The organism is Pseudomonas sp. Sample_23, from assembly GCF_004307595.1.
Taxonomy (GTDB): Bacteria; Pseudomonadota; Gammaproteobacteria; order Pseudomonadales; family Pseudomonadaceae; genus Aquipseudomonas; species Aquipseudomonas atacamensis.
Genome location: NZ_RCNX01000021.1, coordinates 39,494 through 57,794 on the forward strand (window position 1 = coordinate 39,494; position 18,301 = coordinate 57,794).

Consider the following 18,301-nt stretch of genomic DNA (forward strand, 5'->3'; position numbering starts at 1 on the left):
TTACCGCTCGGATGAGGCAGGCAGATTTCTTGCGCGGGCTACTGGCCGTTCTTGACCTTACTCCACACCCGCGTACGCACGCGTTCGGCGGCTTTGGGCAAGGGTTCGAGGGTGTAAAGCGTGGCCATGGCGGCAGGGGACGGGTACACCGCCGGGTTGTCGCGAGTGGCTGCTGCCACCAGCGCTGTCGCGGCGCGATTGCCATTCGGGTACGACAGGTGATCACTGACCGGCGCGATCACTTCCGGTCGCAGCAGGTAATCGATAAACGCCAGGCCTTGGGCGCGATTGGGGGCGTCCTTGAGCAGCACCAGAGTGTCGAACCACACCGGCGCGCCTTCCTTGGGCAGGCTGTAGGCGATCTTTACGCCGTTATTGGCCTGCTCGGCATTGGTCTTGGCTTCGAGCATCGCCCCGGACCAGCCAACCGCCACGCAGATATTGCCGTTGGACAGATCGCTGATGAACTTCGAAGAGTTGAAGTAGGCGATGTGCGGGCGCAGCTTGAGCAGCAATGCTTCGGCTTTTTTGTAGTCCACGGGATCGGTGCTGTTCGGCGGCAAGCCCAGGTAATGCAGGGCGACCGGCAGCATTTCCGACGGCGAATCGAGCATCGCCACGCCGCACTCGCCCAGTTTGGCCAGATTGGCTTCGTTGAACAGCAACTCCCAGGAATCCACCGGCGCTTTGTCACCCAGCGCGGCGCGGACTTTGTCGACGTTGTAGCCAATGCCGTTGGTGCCCCACAGGTAAGGCACGGCGTACTGATTGCCCGGATCGTTGACCGCGAGTTTCTTCAACAGCTCGGGGTCGAGATTCTGCCAGCCTAGCAGTTGATCGCGAGGCAAAGGGGCGAGGGCGCCGGCCTTGATCAGGGTCGGCAGGCTGAAGTTGCTCGCCACGACGACGTCGTAGCCGCTGCGGCTGGTCATCAGTTTGCCTTCGAGCACTTCGGCGCTGTCGAAGGTGTCGTACACCGGCCGGATGCCGCTGTCGCGCTGGAAATCATGCAGGGTGTTCGGCCCGATGTAGTCGTACCAGTTGTAGATATGCACGCTCGGTACGTCTGCCGCCATGGCGACCGAGGAGAGACAAAAACAGGCCAGCAGGCCCGGGTTGATAGATCCACGGTGACGACGCATGATGCGGCACTCCTGGCCTGTCGCAGGCCGGTGATGAACTGGAGTGGTCAGGCTAACGGGCCGGTCACACCAGCCCCATTCCCATCATGGGTTACTCGAAAGGGGTAGTGCGTGGACGCGTTGTTGCAGGAATTGCCGGTGCATCAGAGTCTGGCGCGGGTATTTTCTCACCTCGGGCAGGACGGTTTCTGGCGCGCGCTGGTCGACACCCTGCGCCTGCTGGTGCCGCTGGACAATGCCCTCGTCGCCCTGATGCAGGCCGGCCAGCCGCCGCGGTTGCTGATCGACTTCGACAGCAAGGGCTACGTGGACGACCAGCAGGAGCTGGCCGGTTATACCGCCGGCATGTACCTGCTCGATCCGTTTTATCAAGCCGCCGTCAGCGGGATCAGCGACGGCCTGCACAGCCTGGCCTCCGTTGCGCCGGATCAGTTTCTGCACAGCGAGTATTACCAGAGCTACTTTCGTGCCGTGGTGGGCGAGGATGAATTGCAGTTTCTGATCAACGTCGAAGGCGCGGTACTCGGCTTGTCCCTGGGCCGTTCGACCGCGTTTGGCATGGCCGAGCAGGGCCGGCTGTTGTGCGTTCGTGACTGGGTATTGGCGGCGATGCATCGCCACATGCAGTTGCTGCCACCGCAAGGACCGGTGGCTGAAGCGGTGGTGGGTGATCTGGCGACGTTGCTGGACCGTTTCGATGCCCGGCTGACCGCGCGCGAGATCGACACGGCGCGCCTGATCCTGCAGGGCTTTTCCAGCAAGGCGATGGCCCAGCAGATGGGGATTTCGCCGGAGACCGTGAAGGTGCATCGACGCAATCTCTATCACAAGCTCAACGTCACCGGGCATGGTGAGTTGTTTGCACTGGTGCTGCGGCCGACGGTTTTTTGATCAACACAGAACTTGTGTGGGAGCGAGCCTGCTCGCGAAAGCGGTGTATCAGTCAACAAAATTGTTATCTGACACTGCGCTTTCGCGAGCAGGCTCGCTCCCACAGGTGAACTTACGCTGTGTCAGTGGCTGCGCTGGAAGACCAGGGCTTTCAGGCCGCTCTCTGAATCGATATCGGGAAACTCTGGCGGGTTGTCCAGCCGTTGCTCGAAGCGCAGGCTCGGCGCTTCCTGGGTCACGCCATCAATCAGAAAGCCGGAACCGAACGACGGGTCGTTCATGCACGCCAGCACCGTGCCTTGCGCGGTGAGCAGTTCCGGCAAGCGGCGCAACACCCGTTGATAATCCTTGGTCAGCAAAAAGCTGCCTTTCTGAAACGACGGCGGGTCGATGATCACCAGATCGTACGGGCCGCTGTTGATCACCTTGCCCCAGGATTTGAACAGGTCGTGACCGAGAAAGCTGACCTTGCTCAGGTCGTGGCCGTTCAGGCGGTGATTGTCGCGACCTCGGCTCAGGGCGGCGCGGGACATGTCGAGGTTGACCACATGGCTGGCGCCACCCTCGATTGCCGCTACGGAAAAGCCGCAGGTGTAGGCGAACAGGTTTAACACGCGCTTGCCCGCCGCTTGTTCGCGCACCCAGTTGCGGCCGTAGCGCATGTCGAGAAACAGCCCGGTGTTCTGCTTGCGTCCCAGGTCGACGCGGTACTGCAAGCCACCCTCGACGATGGTCATTTCTTCGATTTCCTCACCGATCAGCCATTCGGCCGTGCTTTGCGGCAGATAACGGTGCTGGATCAGCAAAGTGTGCGCGCCGGATTGCTGCCATTCGGCCGAGGCGGCGAGTTGCAGCAGCGAATCCCGCAGATCCTGCAGTTGCTCAGGCGCCGGTTCCTTGAACAGCGACACCAGCACCACGCCCTGCAACCAGTCCACGGTCAACTGCTCCAGGCCCGGCCAGCAGCGTCCGCGCCCGTGAAACAACCGACGGGTTTCGCTGGGCGCCGCTGCCAGTGCGGGTAGCAAATGAGCGTGGAGGGTAGCGAGGGCTTGAGGGTTCATGGATTACGGTTCGGCCGTTCAAAGGGCCGGCATTTTAACCACAAATGAAGGTTTTCGACGGGCGCTGCGCTTCGAAAAACAACACCTTGGCGAAATCTGCTGTATCAAAAGTGAATTTCTACAAGGCGCGCTGCTCATACCTGATAAGCAGCGGATTCAAACCGCTTATCAAAAATGTAATTCGGGGGAGTGCTGTTCATGTGCCCTACACCTACGTCGAGCGCGCACCTTCCTGGCGGGTTGATTCTGGTTGTCGAGGACGATCCGTTGATTCTGGAGTTTCTTTGCGAAATTCTCCAGGAGGAAGGGTTCAAGGTCGAACCGCAAACCAGCGCCGACGCCGCATCCTTGTATCTGGAAAAGCACGCAGCGGACGTCGCGCTGTTGCTGACCGACATCACCATGCCCGGCACGCTTAACGGCGCGGACCTGGCCAATCTGTTCGGCGACCGCTGGCCGGAGAAACCGGTGATGGTCATGTCCGGCTATGAAACGCCCGAGACTTCTGGGGTCAAGCATTCGGTGGCGTTCATCAAGAAGCCGTGGGCGATCGGTCAGTTGCTCGATTGTGTGGAAAGTGCGTTCAAATCCAAGGCGCCGCAGTTGCACTGACAAGTGCTACATTGCCGGGCCAGGCTGCCCGGCCAACTGTCAGAGGATTTGCTCTCTTGTCTGCACAAGCATCGGTTTTTGATCGCGCGTTCGGCGCGTTCCTGTTCGACATGGATGGCACCGTCCTCAACTCCATCGCCGCCGCCGAGCGCATCTGGTCAGCGTGGGCGGTGCGCCATGGCGTTGATGTCGAGACGTTTTTGCCGACCATCCATGGCGCGCGGGCGATCGACACCATCACTCGGCTGAATCTGCCGGGGCTGGATGCTGAGCAACAAGCAGCGTTCATCACCGCAGCGGAAATCAATGACGTTGAAGGCATTGTCGAGATTCCTGCGGCGGCAGCCTTTCTCAACGCGCTGCCGAAAAATCGTTGGGCGATGGTGACGTCGGCGCCTCGCGATCTGGCGTTGCGGCGGATGGCGGCGGCGGGTATCCCCGAGCCGGCGGTAATGATCACGGCGGAAGATGTAAAGGCTGGCAAGCCTGATCCTGCGGGGTATCTCTTGGCTGCAAATAAGCTGGGAGTCGAGCCGGCTGACTGTCTGATTTTTGAAGACGCCACGGTTGGCATTCAGGCAGCGGAAGCGGCGGGCGCTGCACTGATGATCATCACCACCACGCACCAGCACCCGATCGAAACGGCGCATGCGACGTTGGCCAGTTACGATGCGATCGGCGTCAGGGTCGGCGCCGATGGTCTGCTTCGTCTGACGGAAATCTGATCTGTTCCAAAATGCCCCTCACCCTAGCCCTCTCCCGGAGGGAGAGGGGACTGACCGGGGGATATTCAGGTAATACGCCGACGTGAAAGGTCTTCTCTGAATCCATAATCGCTATGGTCTTTCAGGTCGACGGCAAATTCAGCACAACTCGGTCGGTTCCCTCTCCCCCGGGAGAGGGCTAGGGTGAGGGGCTACGGTCTGCCAGAGACAGGGGATCGTCAATCAAACAACATCCCCGTCACCGGTCGGCAGCTCAACCATGCCGGCAATATCGCAACTACGCTGATCCATGCTTGTGAAATCGTCGCCAAAGTCGAGCGCGGTGGAACTCCTTGCTAACGAGGTAAACGCATGAAGATCGATCTGAGTGGAAAACTGGCCATTGTCAGCGGCAGTACCGGCGGCATCGGTCTGGGCATCAGCCAGTCGTTGGCCGAAGCCGGGGCGACGGTGGTGGTCATCGGTCGCGACACGGCCAAGGTCGAGCAGGCGCTGGCGAGTATTCGCCAAGCGGTGCCCAGCGCGCAGTTGCGTGGTCTGAGCGCCGATCTGGGCACGGCCGAGGGCGCGGAAAAGCTTTTCGCCGCCGAGCCGCGCGCGGACATTCTGGTCAACAACCTCGGCATCTTCAACGACGTCGATTTCTTCGAGACTCCGGACAGTGAGTGGACGCGCTTCTATGAAGTCAACGTGATTTCCGGCGTGCGCCTGGCGCGGCATTATGTGCCGGCGATGGTTGAGCAGGGTTGGGGCCGGGTGATCTTTCTGTCATCGGAATCCGGGGTCGCGACGCCGGCAGACATGCTCAATTACGGCGTGACCAAAAGCGCCAACCTCGCGGTGTCCCACGGCTTGGCCAAACGTCTGGCTGGTACCGGGGTCACGGTCAATGCGATCCTGCCGGGGCCGACTTTCACCGATGGCCTGCAAGACATGCTCAGAGACGCGGCCGCCGAATCCGGGCGCGACCTGCGCGACGAAGCCGACGCCTTTGTGCGCAAGGCCCGTCCGACTTCGATCATCCAGCGCGTGGCGGATGTTTCGGAAGTGGCGCATCTGGTCACGTACATTGCTTCACCGCTGTCCTCGGCCACCACGGGCGCAGCGTTGCGCGTCGATGGCGGTGTGGTCGACAGCCTGACTATCTGAAATTTCCGAAAGAGAGGTTTTATGCCAACAGCATCTGCAACCATCGACATCCCGGCCTCGGCCGATCAGGTCTGGCAATTGATCGGCGGCTTCAACACGCTGCCGGACTGGCTGCCGTTGATTACCCACAGTGAACTGAGCGAAGGCGGTCGAGTGCGCACGCTGAAAACTGCTGACGGGGGTGTAGTGGTCGAACGTCTGCAGACTTTCGATAACGCTGCCCGAACGTACAGCTATTCGATCGAACAGGCACCGTTTCCGGCCAGCGATTACCTGGCGACGATCAAGGTTGAAGCTCAGGGGCAGGGCGCGCGGGTGACGTGGTCGGGGCGATTCAATGCGGTCGGCGTGAGCGATGAAGAGGTGGTGGCGTTGTTCAACGGCATCTACCAGGGCGGGCTCGAAGCCTTGCGGGCGAATTACCCAACCTGAGACGCAGATCGTTCCCACGCTCTGCGTGGGAATGCAGCCCGGGACGCTCTGCGTCCCATTTCGAAAGCCGGAACGCGGAGCGTCCCTTGAGGCATTCCCACGCGAAGCGTGGGAACGATCGGCGCGAGACGTCAGGCCTGGCTGATCAAACTCTGCCGACAATCCAGCACCAGTTTCGCCCCGCCCAGATCGCTGCTGCCGACCGCAAGACTGAAGCCGTGCAAGCTGACAATCGCCGCGACAATCGACAGCCCCAGACCGAATCCACTCTGCGGCTGGCCACCCTCGGTGCGGTAAAACCGCTGGAACACCGCCTCACGTTCAGCCTCGGGAATCCCCGGGCCTGAATCGTGAACCTCGATCCGCGTCTGGCCATTAGCATTGACCCCACGCAACATCACCGTGCCGCCGGGCGGGGTGAATTTGATCGAGTTGCTCAGCAGGTTCGCCAACGCTTCGAACAGCAACGCGCGGTCGCCATTGAGCGGCGGCAGCGTCTCCGGCATGTTTAACTGAAAGCGCAGATTACCTTCCTCGGCCAGCGGCAGATAGAACTCGTGCAACTCCTCCAGCAAACGCACCGGATCAAGTTCGACGAAACCTGAGCGGCGCTGGCGATCTTCCAGTTCGGAAATCCGCAGCAGTCCGCGAAACCGCGCCATCAGCGTGTCCGCCTCAGCCAGTACCAGATCCAGTTGCGCCGCTTCTTGTGAACCTTCGCCCGCCTGTTGCTGCATGCGATACAACTGCGCGCGCAGGCGAGTCAGCGGTGTGCGCAAGTCGTGGGCGATGTTGTCGCAGACGCCTTTGACCTCGTTCATCAAGCGCTCGATGCGCTCCAGCATGGCGTTGACGATGGCGGCGAGCATGTCCAGCTCATCGCGGCGATTGGACAGCGGCAAGCGGTGCGTCAGGTCGCCGGCAACGATGGCCTGGGCGCTGTTCTGAATCGCGCGGATGCGCTGCAACGGTCGACGCCGCAGCAGATGCCAACCGGCGACCCCGGGAATAATCGTCAGCGACACGCCCCAGAACAACGCGTGCAAAATGATCCGCGTCACCGCGAACAGCGAGCCATTGTCACGCAGCAGCACCAGCCAGCGCCCGTCGCGAGTCTGGGTGGCCACAGCATCGCAGCTGTCGCTGGGCAGAGTCGGATCGTCGGAATCGGCGCACTCGGCGAGCATATGGATCTTGCCGTCGAGCGGTAGTCCTTCGGGAATTTGCTGAAGTGCGCCGCCCAGGTAAACGCCGTCAGCGCTGAACAGACCATAGGCGTCGATACCACGAATATCGAAGGTCATGCTGGCCGCGAGCGCGTCTTCGAGTTGCTCGCCGCGAAAATGCGAGAACAGATGCTGGCGTTGCATCAACGAATGTTTGGCCAGTTTGTCGAGGTAGCCGGATACCTCGTAGTACATGACCCCCATGAGGATCGCGCTCCAGGCCACGAACAGCGAGCTGTACAGCGCCAGCAAGCGGCTGCTGGACGAGCGCCAGCCGTCAGACGGGTTCGGCAATGACATAGCCGGAGCCCCGTACCGTGCGGATCAGCGGAACGTTGCCGGCTGCGTCGATCTTTTTGCGCAGCCGGCCGATATGCACGTCGATGAGGTTGGTGCCCGGGTCGAAGTGATAACCCCAGACCTCTTCGAAAATCATCATCCGCGAGAGAATCTGGCCGCTGTTGCGCATCAGAAACTCGAGCAGTTTGTATTCGGTGGGCAGCAGCGTCAGCACCTGTCCGGCGCGGCGGGCTTCATGGCTGATCAGGTCGAGTTCGAGGTCGGCGACGTTCAATGTCGTGGCCTGGGTGGCGACGCTGTTTTGCCGGCGCAGCAACACTTCGACCCTCGCAGCCATTTCGTCGGTGGCGAACGGTTTGGTCAGGTAGTCATCGCCACCGGCTCGCAAACCGCGCACTCGCTCATCGACATCGGAGAGGGCGCTGATCATCAGAATCGGCGTCGCCACGCCCATAGTGCGCAGGGTGGTGACGATGGCCAGACCATCCAGCTCGGGCAGCATGCGGTCGAGGGTGATCAGGTCGTAGTTGCCGCTCACGGCGCGGTCGAGGCCTTCGCGGCCATTGTCGACCCAGTCGACATCCAGCCCGTGGCTGCTCAGTTCGGCAACGATTTCCCGCGCGGTCACGGCGTCGTCTTCGATGGTCAAGATACGAGTCATAGGCAGGCCTGCTGATCGGTTCAAACGGAATGGCAGCATTTTGCCAAGAATTTACCGTGACGCTTTAAATTAACTTTCATCTTCGTCGCGACGGTGAATCGGAACTGATCGGATTTGCCAGTCAGTCATCAATGCAGAAAACCCGCAGGCTCTGACCATTTATTGCAAATTGCACGGATCAGCGAAGTTCAAACTTTCTAACCTATTGAAAATAAAGAGTTTATTTAGTTTCTGTAACTGGCACGGTCACTGCAATTCCTCACCTGACGAGTTGTAACACCATTTTTCATGCCTGGAGCAGTACAACAATGAATAGATCCCCTGATGGCTATTATCCTGCCGTGGAAGAGTCGAGCAGCGTCTCAGGCGTGTCCTGGGGCGCGATCTTTGCCGGTGCTGCGGCGGCCGCTGCGCTGTCGATGATTCTCGTGCTGCTCGGTTTCGGTCTGGGCTTTTCGGCGGTTTCACCGTGGGCCGGAGAGGGCGTCAGCGCCAAGGGCCTGGGCATTTCGACGATTGTCTGGCTGGCGGTGACGCAGATCATTGCTTCCGGCATGGGCGGCTACATTGCCGGTCGTCTGCGGGTGAAATGGGCGAACATGCACGGTGACGAAGTCTACTTTCGCGACACCGCCCACGGCTTCCTCGCCTGGTGCGTCGCCACACTGGTCACCGCTGTGCTGGTGGTCGGTTCGGTCAGCAGCGTCGTCAGCGGCGGTGTGCAGGCTGGGGCTAACGTCGTCGGCGGTGCTGCCGGTGCCATGAGCCAGGCCGCCGGTTCTGCCGCAGCCAATACTGACAGCGATCAGTACGGCTACTTCGTCGACAGCCTGTTCCGTGACGACCGTCCGGCTGCCGTCAGCGATGACGCCGCACGCGGCACCGTGACCCGCATCTTCGCTCAGAGCCTGGCCAACGGTCAGCTCAGCGCCGAAGACCGCACCTACCTCGCACAACTGGTGTCGCAACGTACCAACCTGAGCCAGGCCGATGCTGAACGTCGTGTCGACGAAATCTACGCCAACACCCAGAAAGCCATCGCTGACGCGAAACTGAAAGCCCAGCAAGCTGCCGACACCGCCGCGAAAGTCGCTGCCTACACCTCGCTGTGGATGTTCGTCGCGCTGCTGGCCGGTGCGTTCTTCGCCAGCCTGGCAGCCACCTTCGGCGGTCGTCGTCGCGATGCGGTCGAGTACGTTGAAGTCGACACCTACACCACTACCACTCCGGTCCGTTAAAAAGGAGAGTCACCATGCGCTCATTACTGCTGTTCTTCCTCGGCGTACCGATCCCGATCATCATCCTGATCGCCCTGTTCGTACACTGATCCCTCTGAGGCAGGATGCCTCTGCCGCTTTCATCTTCGGGTGAAAGCGGCTTTTTTGCTTTCTGCGGGGCCAGTTCGTCTTCTCCAACTAACCGTTTCCATCCCGCCATTTTCACTGGCCTGGATCAATATTTCCCTTGGCGATATCGCCTACCGTAAATGATCCAGGCCTTTGCTGAGGTATGAGCTACAGTGCTTGTCGCGCACCTTGTTGCGCTGGCGAAGTATCCGCGTCGACGTTGAAAACACAGCAAGAAAAGCGTCGACGAGGCGTAGTGCAGCAAGGAGCTGTCACAACCTCAACTGAATCTTCACGGACGAACACCGTAATGAACTGCCTAGAAAGAACCTTCGATATCCAGCCCTTGGTGCAGGCGGACATGACCGTGCACATCAATGGCCAAGCGGTCAGCGCCGCCATCGGCGAAACCGTTCTCAGCGTCATCCAGTCCCTCGGCGTGCGCCAGATTGCACGCAACGATCACGACCAAATCAGCGGCGCCTATTGCGGCATGGGCGTGTGCCAGTGCTGCCTGGTGAAAATCAACGGTCGCCACAAACGCCGCGCCTGCCAGACCGTAGTGCGCGACGGCATGCTGATTGAAACCCAGATCAACCGCGTCGTCGCGCAGGAGGTCGTATGAGCCTGCAACCGTTGATCGTTGGCGGCGGGCCGGCGGGGATGGCGGCGGCCATCGAACTGGCGCGCCACGGCGTGCGCTGCACCTTGCTCGAAGAGGCTTCGCGCCTCGGCGGCGTGGTCTATCGCGGGCCGTTGCGCGATGGCGTGCAGCTGGATTATCTCGGCCCGCGTTATTCCGAAGCACTGGACAAACTGCACGGTGAATTTCAGCAGCAGTCAGGGCTGATCGACGTGCGCCTCAACCATCGGGTGGTCGGCGCTGAAGGCACTCGCGCTCTGGTGGTGCTCGATGGCGATGAACAGCTGCACGAGATCGCTTATCCGCAACTGCTGCTGGCCGCCGGTTGCCATGAACGCAGCGTACCGTTTCCCGGCTGGACGTTGCCGGGAGTGATCCTGCTCGGCGGCCTGCAGTTGCAGATCAAGAGTGGCGTGGTAAAGCCGCAAGGGCCGGTGATCATCGCCGGCACCGGGCCGTTGCTGCCGCTTGTCGCGACCCAGTTACATGCGTCTGGCGTGCGCGTCGCCGGCGTCTATGAGGCTTGCGCATTCGGCAGGATCGCCCGCGAGAGTCTGGCGCTGCTGAACAAGCCGCAGCTGTTCCTCGATGGCTTGAGCATGCTCGCTTACCTCAAGTTGCACGGCATCCCGATGAACTACGGTTGGGGGGTGGTCGAAGCCCACGGCGAGGGCGAATTGAAAAGCGTCAGCGTCGCGCCGTATTCGTCGACGTGGGAGGCGGATCTGTCGCGGGTCGAGCGTTTCGAAGCGCAGACGCTGGCGGTGGGTTACGGTTTTATTCCGCGCACGCAATTGAGCCAGCAGATGGGCCTTGATCACCGCTTCAGCGACGACGGCTACCTGCGTGCCAACGCCAATGTCTGGCAGCAAAGCAGCGTCGCGCATGTGCATCTGGCCGGCGACATGGGCGGGATCCGCGGCGGCGAAGCGGCGATGCTCGCCGGCAAGATCGCCGCCACTTCTATCCTGCTGCAACGCGGCGTGCTCGACGCCGAGCTCGCCCGGGTGCGCAGTGATCGCTACGCAAGCAAACTCAGAGCCATCGTGCGCTTTCGTGCGGCGGTGGATCGCTACACCGAACGCGGTGTCGGGCAGATTGCTTTGCCCGCAGCCGACACGGTGATCTGTCGCTGCGAGCACGCAACCCGCGCCGACATCGATCTGGCGCTGGAGCAGGGTGTGCAAGACATCGCCAGCCTGAAAATGCGCACCCGCGTGAGCATGGGCGATTGTCAGGGGCGGATGTGCGTCGGCTATTGCAGCGATCGCTTGCGCCAGGCCACCGGACGTCAGGATATCGGTTGGCTGCGCCCACGCTTTCCAATCGATCCGGTACCGTTTTCCGCGTTCCAGTCTCTCGGCACGGAGGGCGCTTGCCATGAGTAAGTTCTACGACGTGGTCATTGCCGGTGGCGGCGTGATCGGCGCCTCCTGCGCCTACCAATTGTCCAAGCGCAAAGATCTGAAAGTTGCGCTGATCGACGCCAAGCGCCCCGGCAACGCGACCCGCGCGTCGGCTGGTGGTTTATGGGCGATCGGCGAATCGGTCGGCCTCGGCTGCGGGGTGATTTTCTTTCGCATGATGTCGGCCAACCGCAAGCGCGAGACCCAGGGCGCTGCGGTAGCGGTGGACGCCAGTACGCCGCATATTTTGCCGGAGTCGTTTTTTGAATTTGCCTTGCAGTCCAACGCGCTGTACCCGGCGCTGCATCGCGAGCTGAAAGACAATCACGGCATGGATTGCAAGTTCGAAAAGACCGGATTGAAATTCGTGATCTATGACGACGAAGACCGGCTCTACGCCGAGCACATCGTCGGCTGCATTCCGCATCTGGCCGATCAGGTGCGCTGGCTCGATCAGGCGGCGTTGCGCGCGGCGGAACCGAGTGTCAGCCATGAAGCACGCGGGGCGCTGGAGTTTCTCTGCGACCATCAGGTCAGCCCGTTCCGCCTCGGGGATGCCTACATGGAAGGTGCGCGGCAGAACGGCGTCGACCTCTTCGTCAACACCAACGTCACCGGCGTGCTGCATCACGGCACTCGCGTGACCGGCGTGCAGACGGCAGAAGCGGGCGTGTTTCACTGCAAGACGCTGATCAACGCCGCCGGTGCCTGGGCGGCGGATTTGAGTGAGTGGGCCACGGGTATCCGCATTCCGGTGAAACCGGTGAAAGGGCAGATCCTGCTGACCGAGCGCATGCCGAAAATCCTCAATGGCTGCCTGACCACCAGCGATTGCTACGTGGCGCAAAAGGACAACGGCGAAATCCTCATTGGTAGCACCACCGAAGACAAAGGGTTCGACGTCACCACCACCTACCCGGAAATCGCCGGGCTGGTGCAGGGCGCGGTGCGCTGTCTGCCGAAGCTTGTGGACGTCAACCTCAAGCGCACCTGGGCGGGACTGCGTCCTGGGTCGCCGGATGAGTTGCCGATCCTCGGGCCGATGCGTGGGGTGGAGGGTTATCTGAATGCTTGCGGGCACTTCCGCACCGGCATTCTGACCTCGGCGATTACCGGTGTGCTGCTGGATAAACTGGTGAATGACGAGCCGCTGCCGTTGGATATCACGCCGTTTCTGGCGGATCGGTTTGCAGTCGCGCCGGTCGAGCCCGCCCCCGCGCTGGAACGGGCCTGACCCAATCCCCTGTGGGAGCGAGCCTGCTCGCGAATGCAATCTGTCAGTGAAGTATTGGGTGACTGACACGACGCTTTCGCGAGCAGGCTCGCTCCCACAGTTGGATCTGCGCAAGGCACGATCAGGATTTGCGCGCTTCTTCTTCGAGCTGATCCGATTCAAACAATTTGGCCAGTTCCGCCCGGGCTTCCTGGGCGGTCTGCAGGACTTTGGCGGCGTCGTCGTAGACAGCGTGTTGCGCCTCCAGCACCTGTTCGTCGTGATGCTTGAAACGCTTGATCCGCGCATCGGCCTGGGCTTGGGTCAGACCGAGGCCGACCAGCGTGCGCCGGCTCATTTCCAGGCTCGAATAATAGGTCTCACGAATCGCTTCCGCGCCGACATCCACAAGGCGATGCACGTGCTGACGGTTACGCGCGCGGGCGATGATTTTCATGTGCGGATAGAGCTTGTGTACCACTTCGGCAGTCTTGATGTTGGTCTCCGGATCGTCCGTGGCAATCACGAAATACTCCGCTTCGCCGACCTTGGCCGCGTGCAAAATTTCCGGGCGCATCGGGTCGCCGTAGAACACTGGCACACCGCCGAAGCTGCGCGACAGTTCGATGGTTTCCACCGAGGTGTCCAGTGCGACGAACTTGATGTTCTGCGCGCGCAGAATCCGCGCCACGATCTGGCCCATCCGGCCCATGCCGGCAATCACCACGCGCGGTGCTTCGGTGTCGATTTCGCGGAATTTCTCCGGCACTTCCACCGGCTGCACTTTCGGGCTGACCAGACGCGCGCAGATCAACAGCAACAACGGCGTCAGCGCCATCGACAGGGTGATGGTCAGCACCAGCAGGTCGTACAGACGCGGTTCGAACAGGCCCTGATCGCGGCCGATCTTGAACACCACAAACGCGAACTCACCGCCGGCAGCGAGGACGATGCCGAGGCGGATTGCGCTGATCTTGTTCAATCCTCCTGCCAGACGTCCGACGACGAACAGCAGCGGTAATTTCAGACCGATCAGCAGCAGAGTCAGGCCCAATACAGTGATCGGCGCGCTCAACAACAGGCTGAGATTGGCGCCCATGCCGACGCTGATGAAAAACAGCCCGAGCAGCAGGCCCTTGAACGGTTCGATCTGCGCTTCCAGCTCATGCCGGTATTCCGAATCCGCCAGCAGCAGACCAGCGAGAAACGCACCCAACGCCATCGACACACCGACCAGATCCATCAGCCACGCCGTGCCGATCACCACCAGCAACGCCGTGGCGGTGGACACTTCCGGCAGCCCGGTTTTTGCCACCACGCGGAACACCGGACGCAGCAGATACCGCCCGCCGATCACCACCACGGCAATGCCGCCGAGCACCTGCAAGCTGTGACGGATATCGTCGGCGGTGCTGGTGTGGTGATCGACGCCGGCGAGCATCGGCACCAGGGCAATCAATGGAATCGCGGCGATGTCCTGGAACAGCAGAATCGCAAACGCGAGACGCCCGTGGGGGCTGGTCAGTTCCTTGCGTTCGGCGAGGCTTTGCAGGCCGAACGCCGTGGAGGAGAGCGCCAGACCGAGGCCCAGCACAATGGCGCTGTTCAGCGGCTGGCCGAACACCGACAGTGCCAGCACGCCGATCACCGATGCGGTCAACAGCACCTGCGCCAGACCGACGCCGAACACGGATTTGCGCATCACCCACAAGCGTCGCGGCGACAGCTCCAGGCCGATGATGAACAGCAGCAACACCACGCCCAGCTCGGAAATATGCGCAACGCTTTGCGGGTTGCCGATCAGACCCAGCACCGACGGGCCGATGATCACCCCGGCAAACAGATAACCGAGCACCGCGCCCAGTTGCAGACGTTTGGCCAAAGGCACGGTGAGCACGGCCGCGAACAGAAACACGACGGCGGCTTGCAACAGATTGCCTTCATGGGGCATTGGAACGACTCCTGACTACGGGTACGGCGAGGGTGACAAGGATAAGGCTTACGCGGTTTCCAGACCATTCGAGATCCAATGTGGGAGCGAGCCTGCTCGCGAATGCGCTGGGTCAGTCACCTATGCATTGACTGATGCCCCGCGTTCGCGAGCAGGCTCGCTCCCACAAGGGCAGCTTTCATCAGGCCTGTAATAATTTGCATCAACTGGTTACATTTATAACCCCTGCGCATCAATTTCCGGAAACGCCATGGCCATCAACTTCGACCTTAACGACCTGCAAGCCTTTCGCGCGGTGGTCGAGCAGGGCAGTTTTCGCAAGGCTGCCGACACCGTGCGCCTGTCGCAACCGGCGCTCAGCCGGCGCATCGAAAAGCTCGAAGACTCCCTCGGCGTGAAACTGTTCGAGCGCACCACGCGCAAGGTCAGCCTGACCCAGGCCGGGCGCGGCTTCATGCCCAGCGTCGAGCGCTTGCTGGATGACCTCGACATTGCCTTGCTCGGCATCAGCGAAGTCGCCTCGACCCGACTGGGCCATGTCACCGTCGCCTGCGTGCCGTCGGCGGCGTACTACTTCATGCCCCGCGTGGTCGCGCGCTATCACCAGCAGTTTCCACGGATCAAGGTCAAAGTCCTCGATTCCAGCGCCCACGATGTGTTGAGTGCGGTGGTCAATGGCGAGGCGGATTTCGGTTTGAGTTTTCTCGGCACGCAGGATGCCAAAGTCGAGTTCGAACCGCTTGTGCAGGAGTGCTACGTTGTCGCCTGTCGTCGCGATCATCCGCTGGCCGGGCGCAGCAGCGTCAGTTGGGACGAGTTCTATCAGCAGGATTACATTGCGCTGGACAAGACTTCGGGCAATCGCTTTCTGCTCGATCAGGCCTTGGGCGGGGTGGTGCCGCAGCGTCAGAGCATCTGCGAGACGCGGCATGTGACGACGATGATCGGCTTGGTGGAGGCGGGGCTGGGCGTGGCGGCGGTGCCGTTGATGGCGATGCCCGGGCCGGATCATCCGATCCTGACGCGGGTGCCGCTGATTGAGCCGCAGGTGATGCGCAGTGTCGGCATCATCAAACGCCGGGATCGCACGTTGACCCCGGCGGCTTTGGAACTGGAGCGGCTGGTCGTGGAAATGCGCGTCCAGCCGCCAACGATCAACGCTTGACCGAATCCAGCCCGGTGGCCTGCACGTCAGCCTGAGCGGCCGGTGCAGCGAGGTAGGCGAGCAGGGCCTTGGCTTCTTGCGGATGCTCGGCCTTGACCGGAATGCCAGCGGCAAAACGCGTCACCGACTGTACCGATTCCGGAATCTTCGCGACGAAGCTCACGCCCGGCACCGGCAGCAACTCGCTGACCTGCTGGAAGCCCAGCTGATAGTCGCCAGTGGCAACCACCGAGCCGACCGGGATCCTGGCGATCATCTTGGCTTTCGGTTTCAACTGATCTTCGATGCCGAGTTTCTTGAACAGCTGCTGCTCGATGTACACGCCGCTGGCGCTGTCGGAGTAGGCCACCGACTGCGCATCAAGCAGGGTTTTCTTCAGGCCATCGACGCTGCTGATGTCCGGTTTCGCCGCGCCTTCACGCACCACCATGCCGATACGCGAATCCGCCAGTTCAACGCGGGAGGCCGGGTCGACCTTGCCTTGTTTGATCAGCTCATCGAGAGCGTAACCGACCATGATCACCACGTCGGCGTGCTCACCGCGTGCCAGACGATTGGGAATCGCTTCCGGCGCCTTGCCCATCGACGGGCCGAGGCTGGTGGTCAGGGTGTTACCGGTGGCGGCGGCGAATTTCGGCCCGAGGATCTTGTAGGCGGCAGTGAAACCACCGGAGGTCATCACGCTGAGTTCTTCGGCCTGGGCCGCGACGTTGAAGGCGAGACCGGCGAGCAGGGCGGTGACAGTAAAAAGTTTTTTCATGGCGAGTTTTCCTCAGGCCGCGACAGGTTGCAGACGACCACCGGCACGGCGGTACAGATAAAGCGTGGCGCACAGCGCGCACAGGGCACCGATGCTCATCCAGTAACCTGGCGCGGCTTTGTCGCCGGTGTACTGGATCAGGAAGGTCGACATCGCCGGGGTGAAACCGCCGAAGATCGCCGTGGCCAGGCTGTAGGCCAGGGAGAAACCGGCGACGCGCACTTCCACCGGCATGATTTCGGTCAGCGCCGGAATCATCGCGCCGTTGTACAAGCCGTAAATGAAGGACAACCACAGCAGCGACAGCAGCATGTTGGTGAAGCTCGGCGCCTGCACCAGGAACGACAGCGCTGGATAAGTCGTGGCCAGCGCCAGCAGGGCCATGCCTATCAGCACTGGGCGACGACCGATACGGTCGGACAACGCGCCGCCAATCGGCAGCCAGAAGAAGTTCGACACACCCACCAGCAGCGTCACCAGCAGCGCGTCGGAAGTGCTCAGGTGCAGCACGGTTTTACCGAAGGTCGGCGCGTACACGGTGATCAGGTAGAACGCGGTGGTGGTCAGCGCGACCATCAGCATTCCGCCGAGCACTACGCCCCAGTTCTGGCCGAGGGTGCGGAATACTTCGCGCATGCTCGGGCGATGTTTACGCGCGGCGAACTCTTCGGTTTCCGCCAGATTACGACGCAGGAAGAAGATGAACGGGACGATCATGCAGCCGACGAAAAACGGAATGCGCCAGCCCCAGGCGGCTACGGCTTGCGGTTCCATCCACTGGTTCAGACCGTAGCCCAGCGCGGCAGCAACGATGATCGCCACTTGCTGGCTGGCCGACTGCCAAGCGGTGAAAAACCCTTTGCGGCCCGGCGTAGCGATTTCGGACAGATACACCGAGACACCACCGAGTTCCGCGCCGGCCGAGAAGCCTTGCAGCAATCGCCCGATCAGTACCAGCGCCGGGGCGAACAGGCCTATGGTTTCGTATCCGGGCACCAGCACAATCAATATCGTGCCGCTGGCCATGATCGACAGGGTGACGATCAGACCTTTGCGACGGCCGACGTCATCGATGTAGGCGCCGAGCACGATGGCGCCGAGCGGACGCATCAGGAAGCCTGCGCCGAATACTGCGAAAGTCATCATCAGGGAGGCGAACTCGCTGCTCGCCGGGAAGAACACCGCCGCGATCTGCGTGGCGTAGAAGCCGAACAGAAAGAAGTCGAACTGTTCGAGGAAGTTGCCCGAGGTCACCCGGAAGATGGCACCGGCCCGCGAGCTGTTGGTAGGAATTGAGGCTGTCATTGAAAAGTACTCCACCGCTTTTATGACGTGCGCTACGGAGAAGCGGCGCACGGTTTTTATTGAGGTGGATGGTGGCGCAGATGTAACAATCTGTTAATTGCATTGTTGGCATGGATTGATGCGTGGGGCGGATCAATGCTTCCGGTGCTTGGTCCATTTGTGCGAGCGAGCCTGCTCGCGAAGGCTTTCCGTCAGTTGGCAACGATGGCGGATGTGCCGGCGTATTCGCGAGCAGGCTCGCTCCCACAGGGGATCGGTGGTGATCAGAGAATCAGCGTCCGCCAAAACTTGTGGGAATGGAGCTCAGGTC

General features: G+C 61.3%; 17 protein-coding genes. 10 read left to right on the forward strand and 7 right to left on the reverse strand.

Going from position 1 to position 18,301, the window contains the following annotated elements; genetic code table 11:
- Positions 1 to 38: 38 nt before the first annotated feature.
- Positions 39 to 1,142, reverse strand: a complete 1,104-nt coding sequence (locus D8U82_RS04595; RefSeq protein ID WP_130901737.1) for a polyamine ABC transporter substrate-binding protein — start codon at positions 1,140 to 1,142, stop codon at positions 39 to 41.
- Between the two features lie 111 nt (positions 1,143 to 1,253).
- Here D8U82_RS04595 and D8U82_RS04600 point away from each other — a divergent pair, with 111 nt between their 5' ends.
- The gene (locus D8U82_RS04600) at positions 1,254 to 2,033 is read left to right on the forward strand and encodes a helix-turn-helix transcriptional regulator (RefSeq protein WP_130901738.1); all 780 of its coding nucleotides are present in this window, start codon (positions 1,254 to 1,256) and stop codon (positions 2,031 to 2,033) included.
- A 122-nt stretch (positions 2,034 to 2,155) separates the two neighbouring features.
- Here the strand turns inward: D8U82_RS04600 and D8U82_RS04605 are convergent, their stop codons facing one another.
- Positions 2,156 to 3,097 carry a class I SAM-dependent methyltransferase gene (locus tag D8U82_RS04605; RefSeq protein WP_130901739.1) on the reverse strand — a complete coding sequence of 314 codons (942 nt, stop codon included), beginning with the start codon at positions 3,095 to 3,097 and terminating at the stop codon, positions 2,156 to 2,158.
- A 198-nt stretch (positions 3,098 to 3,295) separates the two neighbouring features.
- Between D8U82_RS04605 and D8U82_RS04610 the strand changes: the two genes are divergently transcribed.
- From D8U82_RS04610 to D8U82_RS04625, 4 genes are all read left to right on the forward strand, one after another.
- Positions 3,296 to 3,709 (forward strand): response regulator, encoded by a 414-nt coding sequence (locus D8U82_RS04610; protein ID WP_016775233.1) that lies wholly within the window; start codon positions 3,296 to 3,298, stop codon positions 3,707 to 3,709.
- A 56-nt stretch (positions 3,710 to 3,765) separates the two neighbouring features.
- Entirely contained in the window at positions 3,766 to 4,434 is a 669-nt protein-coding gene (locus D8U82_RS04615) for an HAD-IA family hydrolase (RefSeq protein WP_125927904.1), read from the forward strand.
- 351 nt (positions 4,435 to 4,785) lie between these two features.
- Positions 4,786 to 5,583 carry an SDR family oxidoreductase gene (locus D8U82_RS04620; protein ID WP_110600877.1) on the forward strand — a complete coding sequence of 266 codons (798 nt, stop codon included), beginning with the start codon at positions 4,786 to 4,788 and terminating at the stop codon, positions 5,581 to 5,583.
- 21 nt (positions 5,584 to 5,604) lie between these two features.
- Positions 5,605 to 6,015 carry an SRPBCC family protein gene (locus D8U82_RS04625; RefSeq protein WP_130901740.1) on the forward strand — a complete coding sequence of 137 codons (411 nt, stop codon included), beginning with the start codon at positions 5,605 to 5,607 and terminating at the stop codon, positions 6,013 to 6,015.
- 131 nt (positions 6,016 to 6,146) lie between these two features.
- Here the strand turns inward: D8U82_RS04625 and D8U82_RS04630 are convergent, their stop codons facing one another.
- On the reverse strand, positions 6,147 to 7,541 hold the full coding sequence (locus D8U82_RS04630) for a HAMP domain-containing sensor histidine kinase (protein ID WP_130901741.1): 1,395 nt from the start codon (positions 7,539 to 7,541) through the stop codon (positions 6,147 to 6,149).
- Positions 7,519 to 8,202 (reverse strand): response regulator transcription factor, encoded by a 684-nt coding sequence (locus tag D8U82_RS04635; protein WP_016775228.1) that lies wholly within the window; start codon positions 8,200 to 8,202, stop codon positions 7,519 to 7,521. The genes D8U82_RS04630 and D8U82_RS04635 overlap by 23 nt, the downstream gene beginning before the upstream one ends.
- 308 nt (positions 8,203 to 8,510) lie before the next feature.
- Here D8U82_RS04635 and D8U82_RS04640 point away from each other — a divergent pair, with 308 nt between their 5' ends.
- From D8U82_RS04640 to hcnC, 4 genes are all read left to right on the forward strand, one after another.
- On the forward strand, positions 8,511 to 9,440 hold the full coding sequence (locus D8U82_RS04640; protein ID WP_016775227.1) for a hypothetical protein: 930 nt from the start codon (positions 8,511 to 8,513) through the stop codon (positions 9,438 to 9,440).
- 418 nt (positions 9,441 to 9,858) lie between these two features.
- The gene (locus D8U82_RS04645; RefSeq protein ID WP_095182029.1) at positions 9,859 to 10,173 is read left to right on the forward strand and encodes a (2Fe-2S)-binding protein; all 315 of its coding nucleotides are present in this window, start codon (positions 9,859 to 9,861) and stop codon (positions 10,171 to 10,173) included.
- Positions 10,170 to 11,579: a cyanide-forming glycine dehydrogenase subunit HcnB gene (gene hcnB, locus D8U82_RS04650; protein WP_130901742.1), complete on the forward strand. Its 1,410-nt coding sequence runs from the start codon at positions 10,170 to 10,172 to the stop codon at positions 11,577 to 11,579. Before D8U82_RS04645 ends, hcnB begins: the two co-directional genes overlap by 4 nt.
- Positions 11,572 to 12,831, forward strand: coding sequence for a cyanide-forming glycine dehydrogenase subunit HcnC (hcnC, locus tag D8U82_RS04655; protein WP_130901743.1), 1,260 nt, complete (start codon positions 11,572 to 11,574; stop codon positions 12,829 to 12,831). Before hcnB ends, hcnC begins: the two co-directional genes overlap by 8 nt.
- Before the next feature lie 121 nt (positions 12,832 to 12,952).
- Here hcnC and D8U82_RS04660 read toward each other — a convergent pair whose 3' ends face one another.
- Positions 12,953 to 14,761, reverse strand: a complete 1,809-nt coding sequence (locus D8U82_RS04660; protein ID WP_024013370.1) for a monovalent cation:proton antiporter-2 (CPA2) family protein — start codon at positions 14,759 to 14,761, stop codon at positions 12,953 to 12,955.
- Between the two features lie 250 nt (positions 14,762 to 15,011).
- On the opposite strand from D8U82_RS04660, the gene D8U82_RS04670 reads away from it, so the two are divergent.
- Positions 15,012 to 15,926: a LysR family transcriptional regulator gene (locus tag D8U82_RS04670; protein WP_130901744.1), complete on the forward strand. Its 915-nt coding sequence runs from the start codon at positions 15,012 to 15,014 to the stop codon at positions 15,924 to 15,926.
- On the opposite strand, the gene D8U82_RS04675 is transcribed toward D8U82_RS04670, so the two are convergent.
- Both D8U82_RS04675 and D8U82_RS04680 read right to left on the reverse strand, forming a co-directional pair.
- Positions 15,916 to 16,686 carry a substrate-binding domain-containing protein gene (locus D8U82_RS04675; protein WP_024013368.1) on the reverse strand — a complete coding sequence of 257 codons (771 nt, stop codon included), beginning with the start codon at positions 16,684 to 16,686 and terminating at the stop codon, positions 15,916 to 15,918. The two genes, D8U82_RS04670 and D8U82_RS04675, sit on opposite strands and share 11 nt — an antisense overlap.
- Positions 16,687 to 16,698: 12 nt before the next feature.
- On the reverse strand, positions 16,699 to 17,991 hold the full coding sequence (locus D8U82_RS04680) for an MFS transporter (protein WP_130899247.1): 1,293 nt from the start codon (positions 17,989 to 17,991) through the stop codon (positions 16,699 to 16,701).
- Positions 17,992 to 18,301: the final 310 nt, after the last annotated feature.

Bases quoted from the DNA above. Each gene is read 5' to 3' on its own strand.
- D8U82_RS04595 (WP_130901737.1), bottom strand. From the start codon at position 1,142: ATGCGTCGTCACCGTGGATCTATCAACCCGGGCCTGCTGGCCTGTTTT.
- D8U82_RS04605 (WP_130901739.1), bottom strand. From the start codon at position 3,097: ATGAACCCTCAAGCCCTCGCTACCCTCCACGCTCATTTGCTACCCGCA.
- D8U82_RS04610 (WP_016775233.1), top strand. From the start codon at position 3,296: ATGTGCCCTACACCTACGTCGAGCGCGCACCTTCCTGGCGGGTTGATT.
- D8U82_RS04620 (WP_110600877.1), top strand. From the start codon at position 4,786: ATGAAGATCGATCTGAGTGGAAAACTGGCCATTGTCAGCGGCAGTACC.
- D8U82_RS04625 (WP_130901740.1), top strand. From the start codon at position 5,605: ATGCCAACAGCATCTGCAACCATCGACATCCCGGCCTCGGCCGATCAG.
- D8U82_RS04630 (WP_130901741.1), bottom strand. From the start codon at position 7,541: ATGTCATTGCCGAACCCGTCTGACGGCTGGCGCTCGTCCAGCAGCCGC.
- D8U82_RS04635 (WP_016775228.1), bottom strand. From the start codon at position 8,202: ATGACTCGTATCTTGACCATCGAAGACGACGCCGTGACCGCGCGGGAA.
- D8U82_RS04640 (WP_016775227.1), top strand. From the start codon at position 8,511: ATGAATAGATCCCCTGATGGCTATTATCCTGCCGTGGAAGAGTCGAGC.
- D8U82_RS04645 (WP_095182029.1), top strand. From the start codon at position 9,859: ATGAACTGCCTAGAAAGAACCTTCGATATCCAGCCCTTGGTGCAGGCG.
- hcnB (WP_130901742.1), top strand. From the start codon at position 10,170: ATGAGCCTGCAACCGTTGATCGTTGGCGGCGGGCCGGCGGGGATGGCG.
- hcnC (WP_130901743.1), top strand. From the start codon at position 11,572: ATGAGTAAGTTCTACGACGTGGTCATTGCCGGTGGCGGCGTGATCGGC.
- D8U82_RS04660 (WP_024013370.1), bottom strand. From the start codon at position 14,761: ATGCCCCATGAAGGCAATCTGTTGCAAGCCGCCGTCGTGTTTCTGTTC.
- D8U82_RS04670 (WP_130901744.1), top strand. From the start codon at position 15,012: ATGGCCATCAACTTCGACCTTAACGACCTGCAAGCCTTTCGCGCGGTG.
- D8U82_RS04675 (WP_024013368.1), bottom strand. From the start codon at position 16,686: ATGAAAAAACTTTTTACTGTCACCGCCCTGCTCGCCGGTCTCGCCTTC.
- D8U82_RS04680 (WP_130899247.1), bottom strand. From the start codon at position 17,991: ATGACAGCCTCAATTCCTACCAACAGCTCGCGGGCCGGTGCCATCTTC.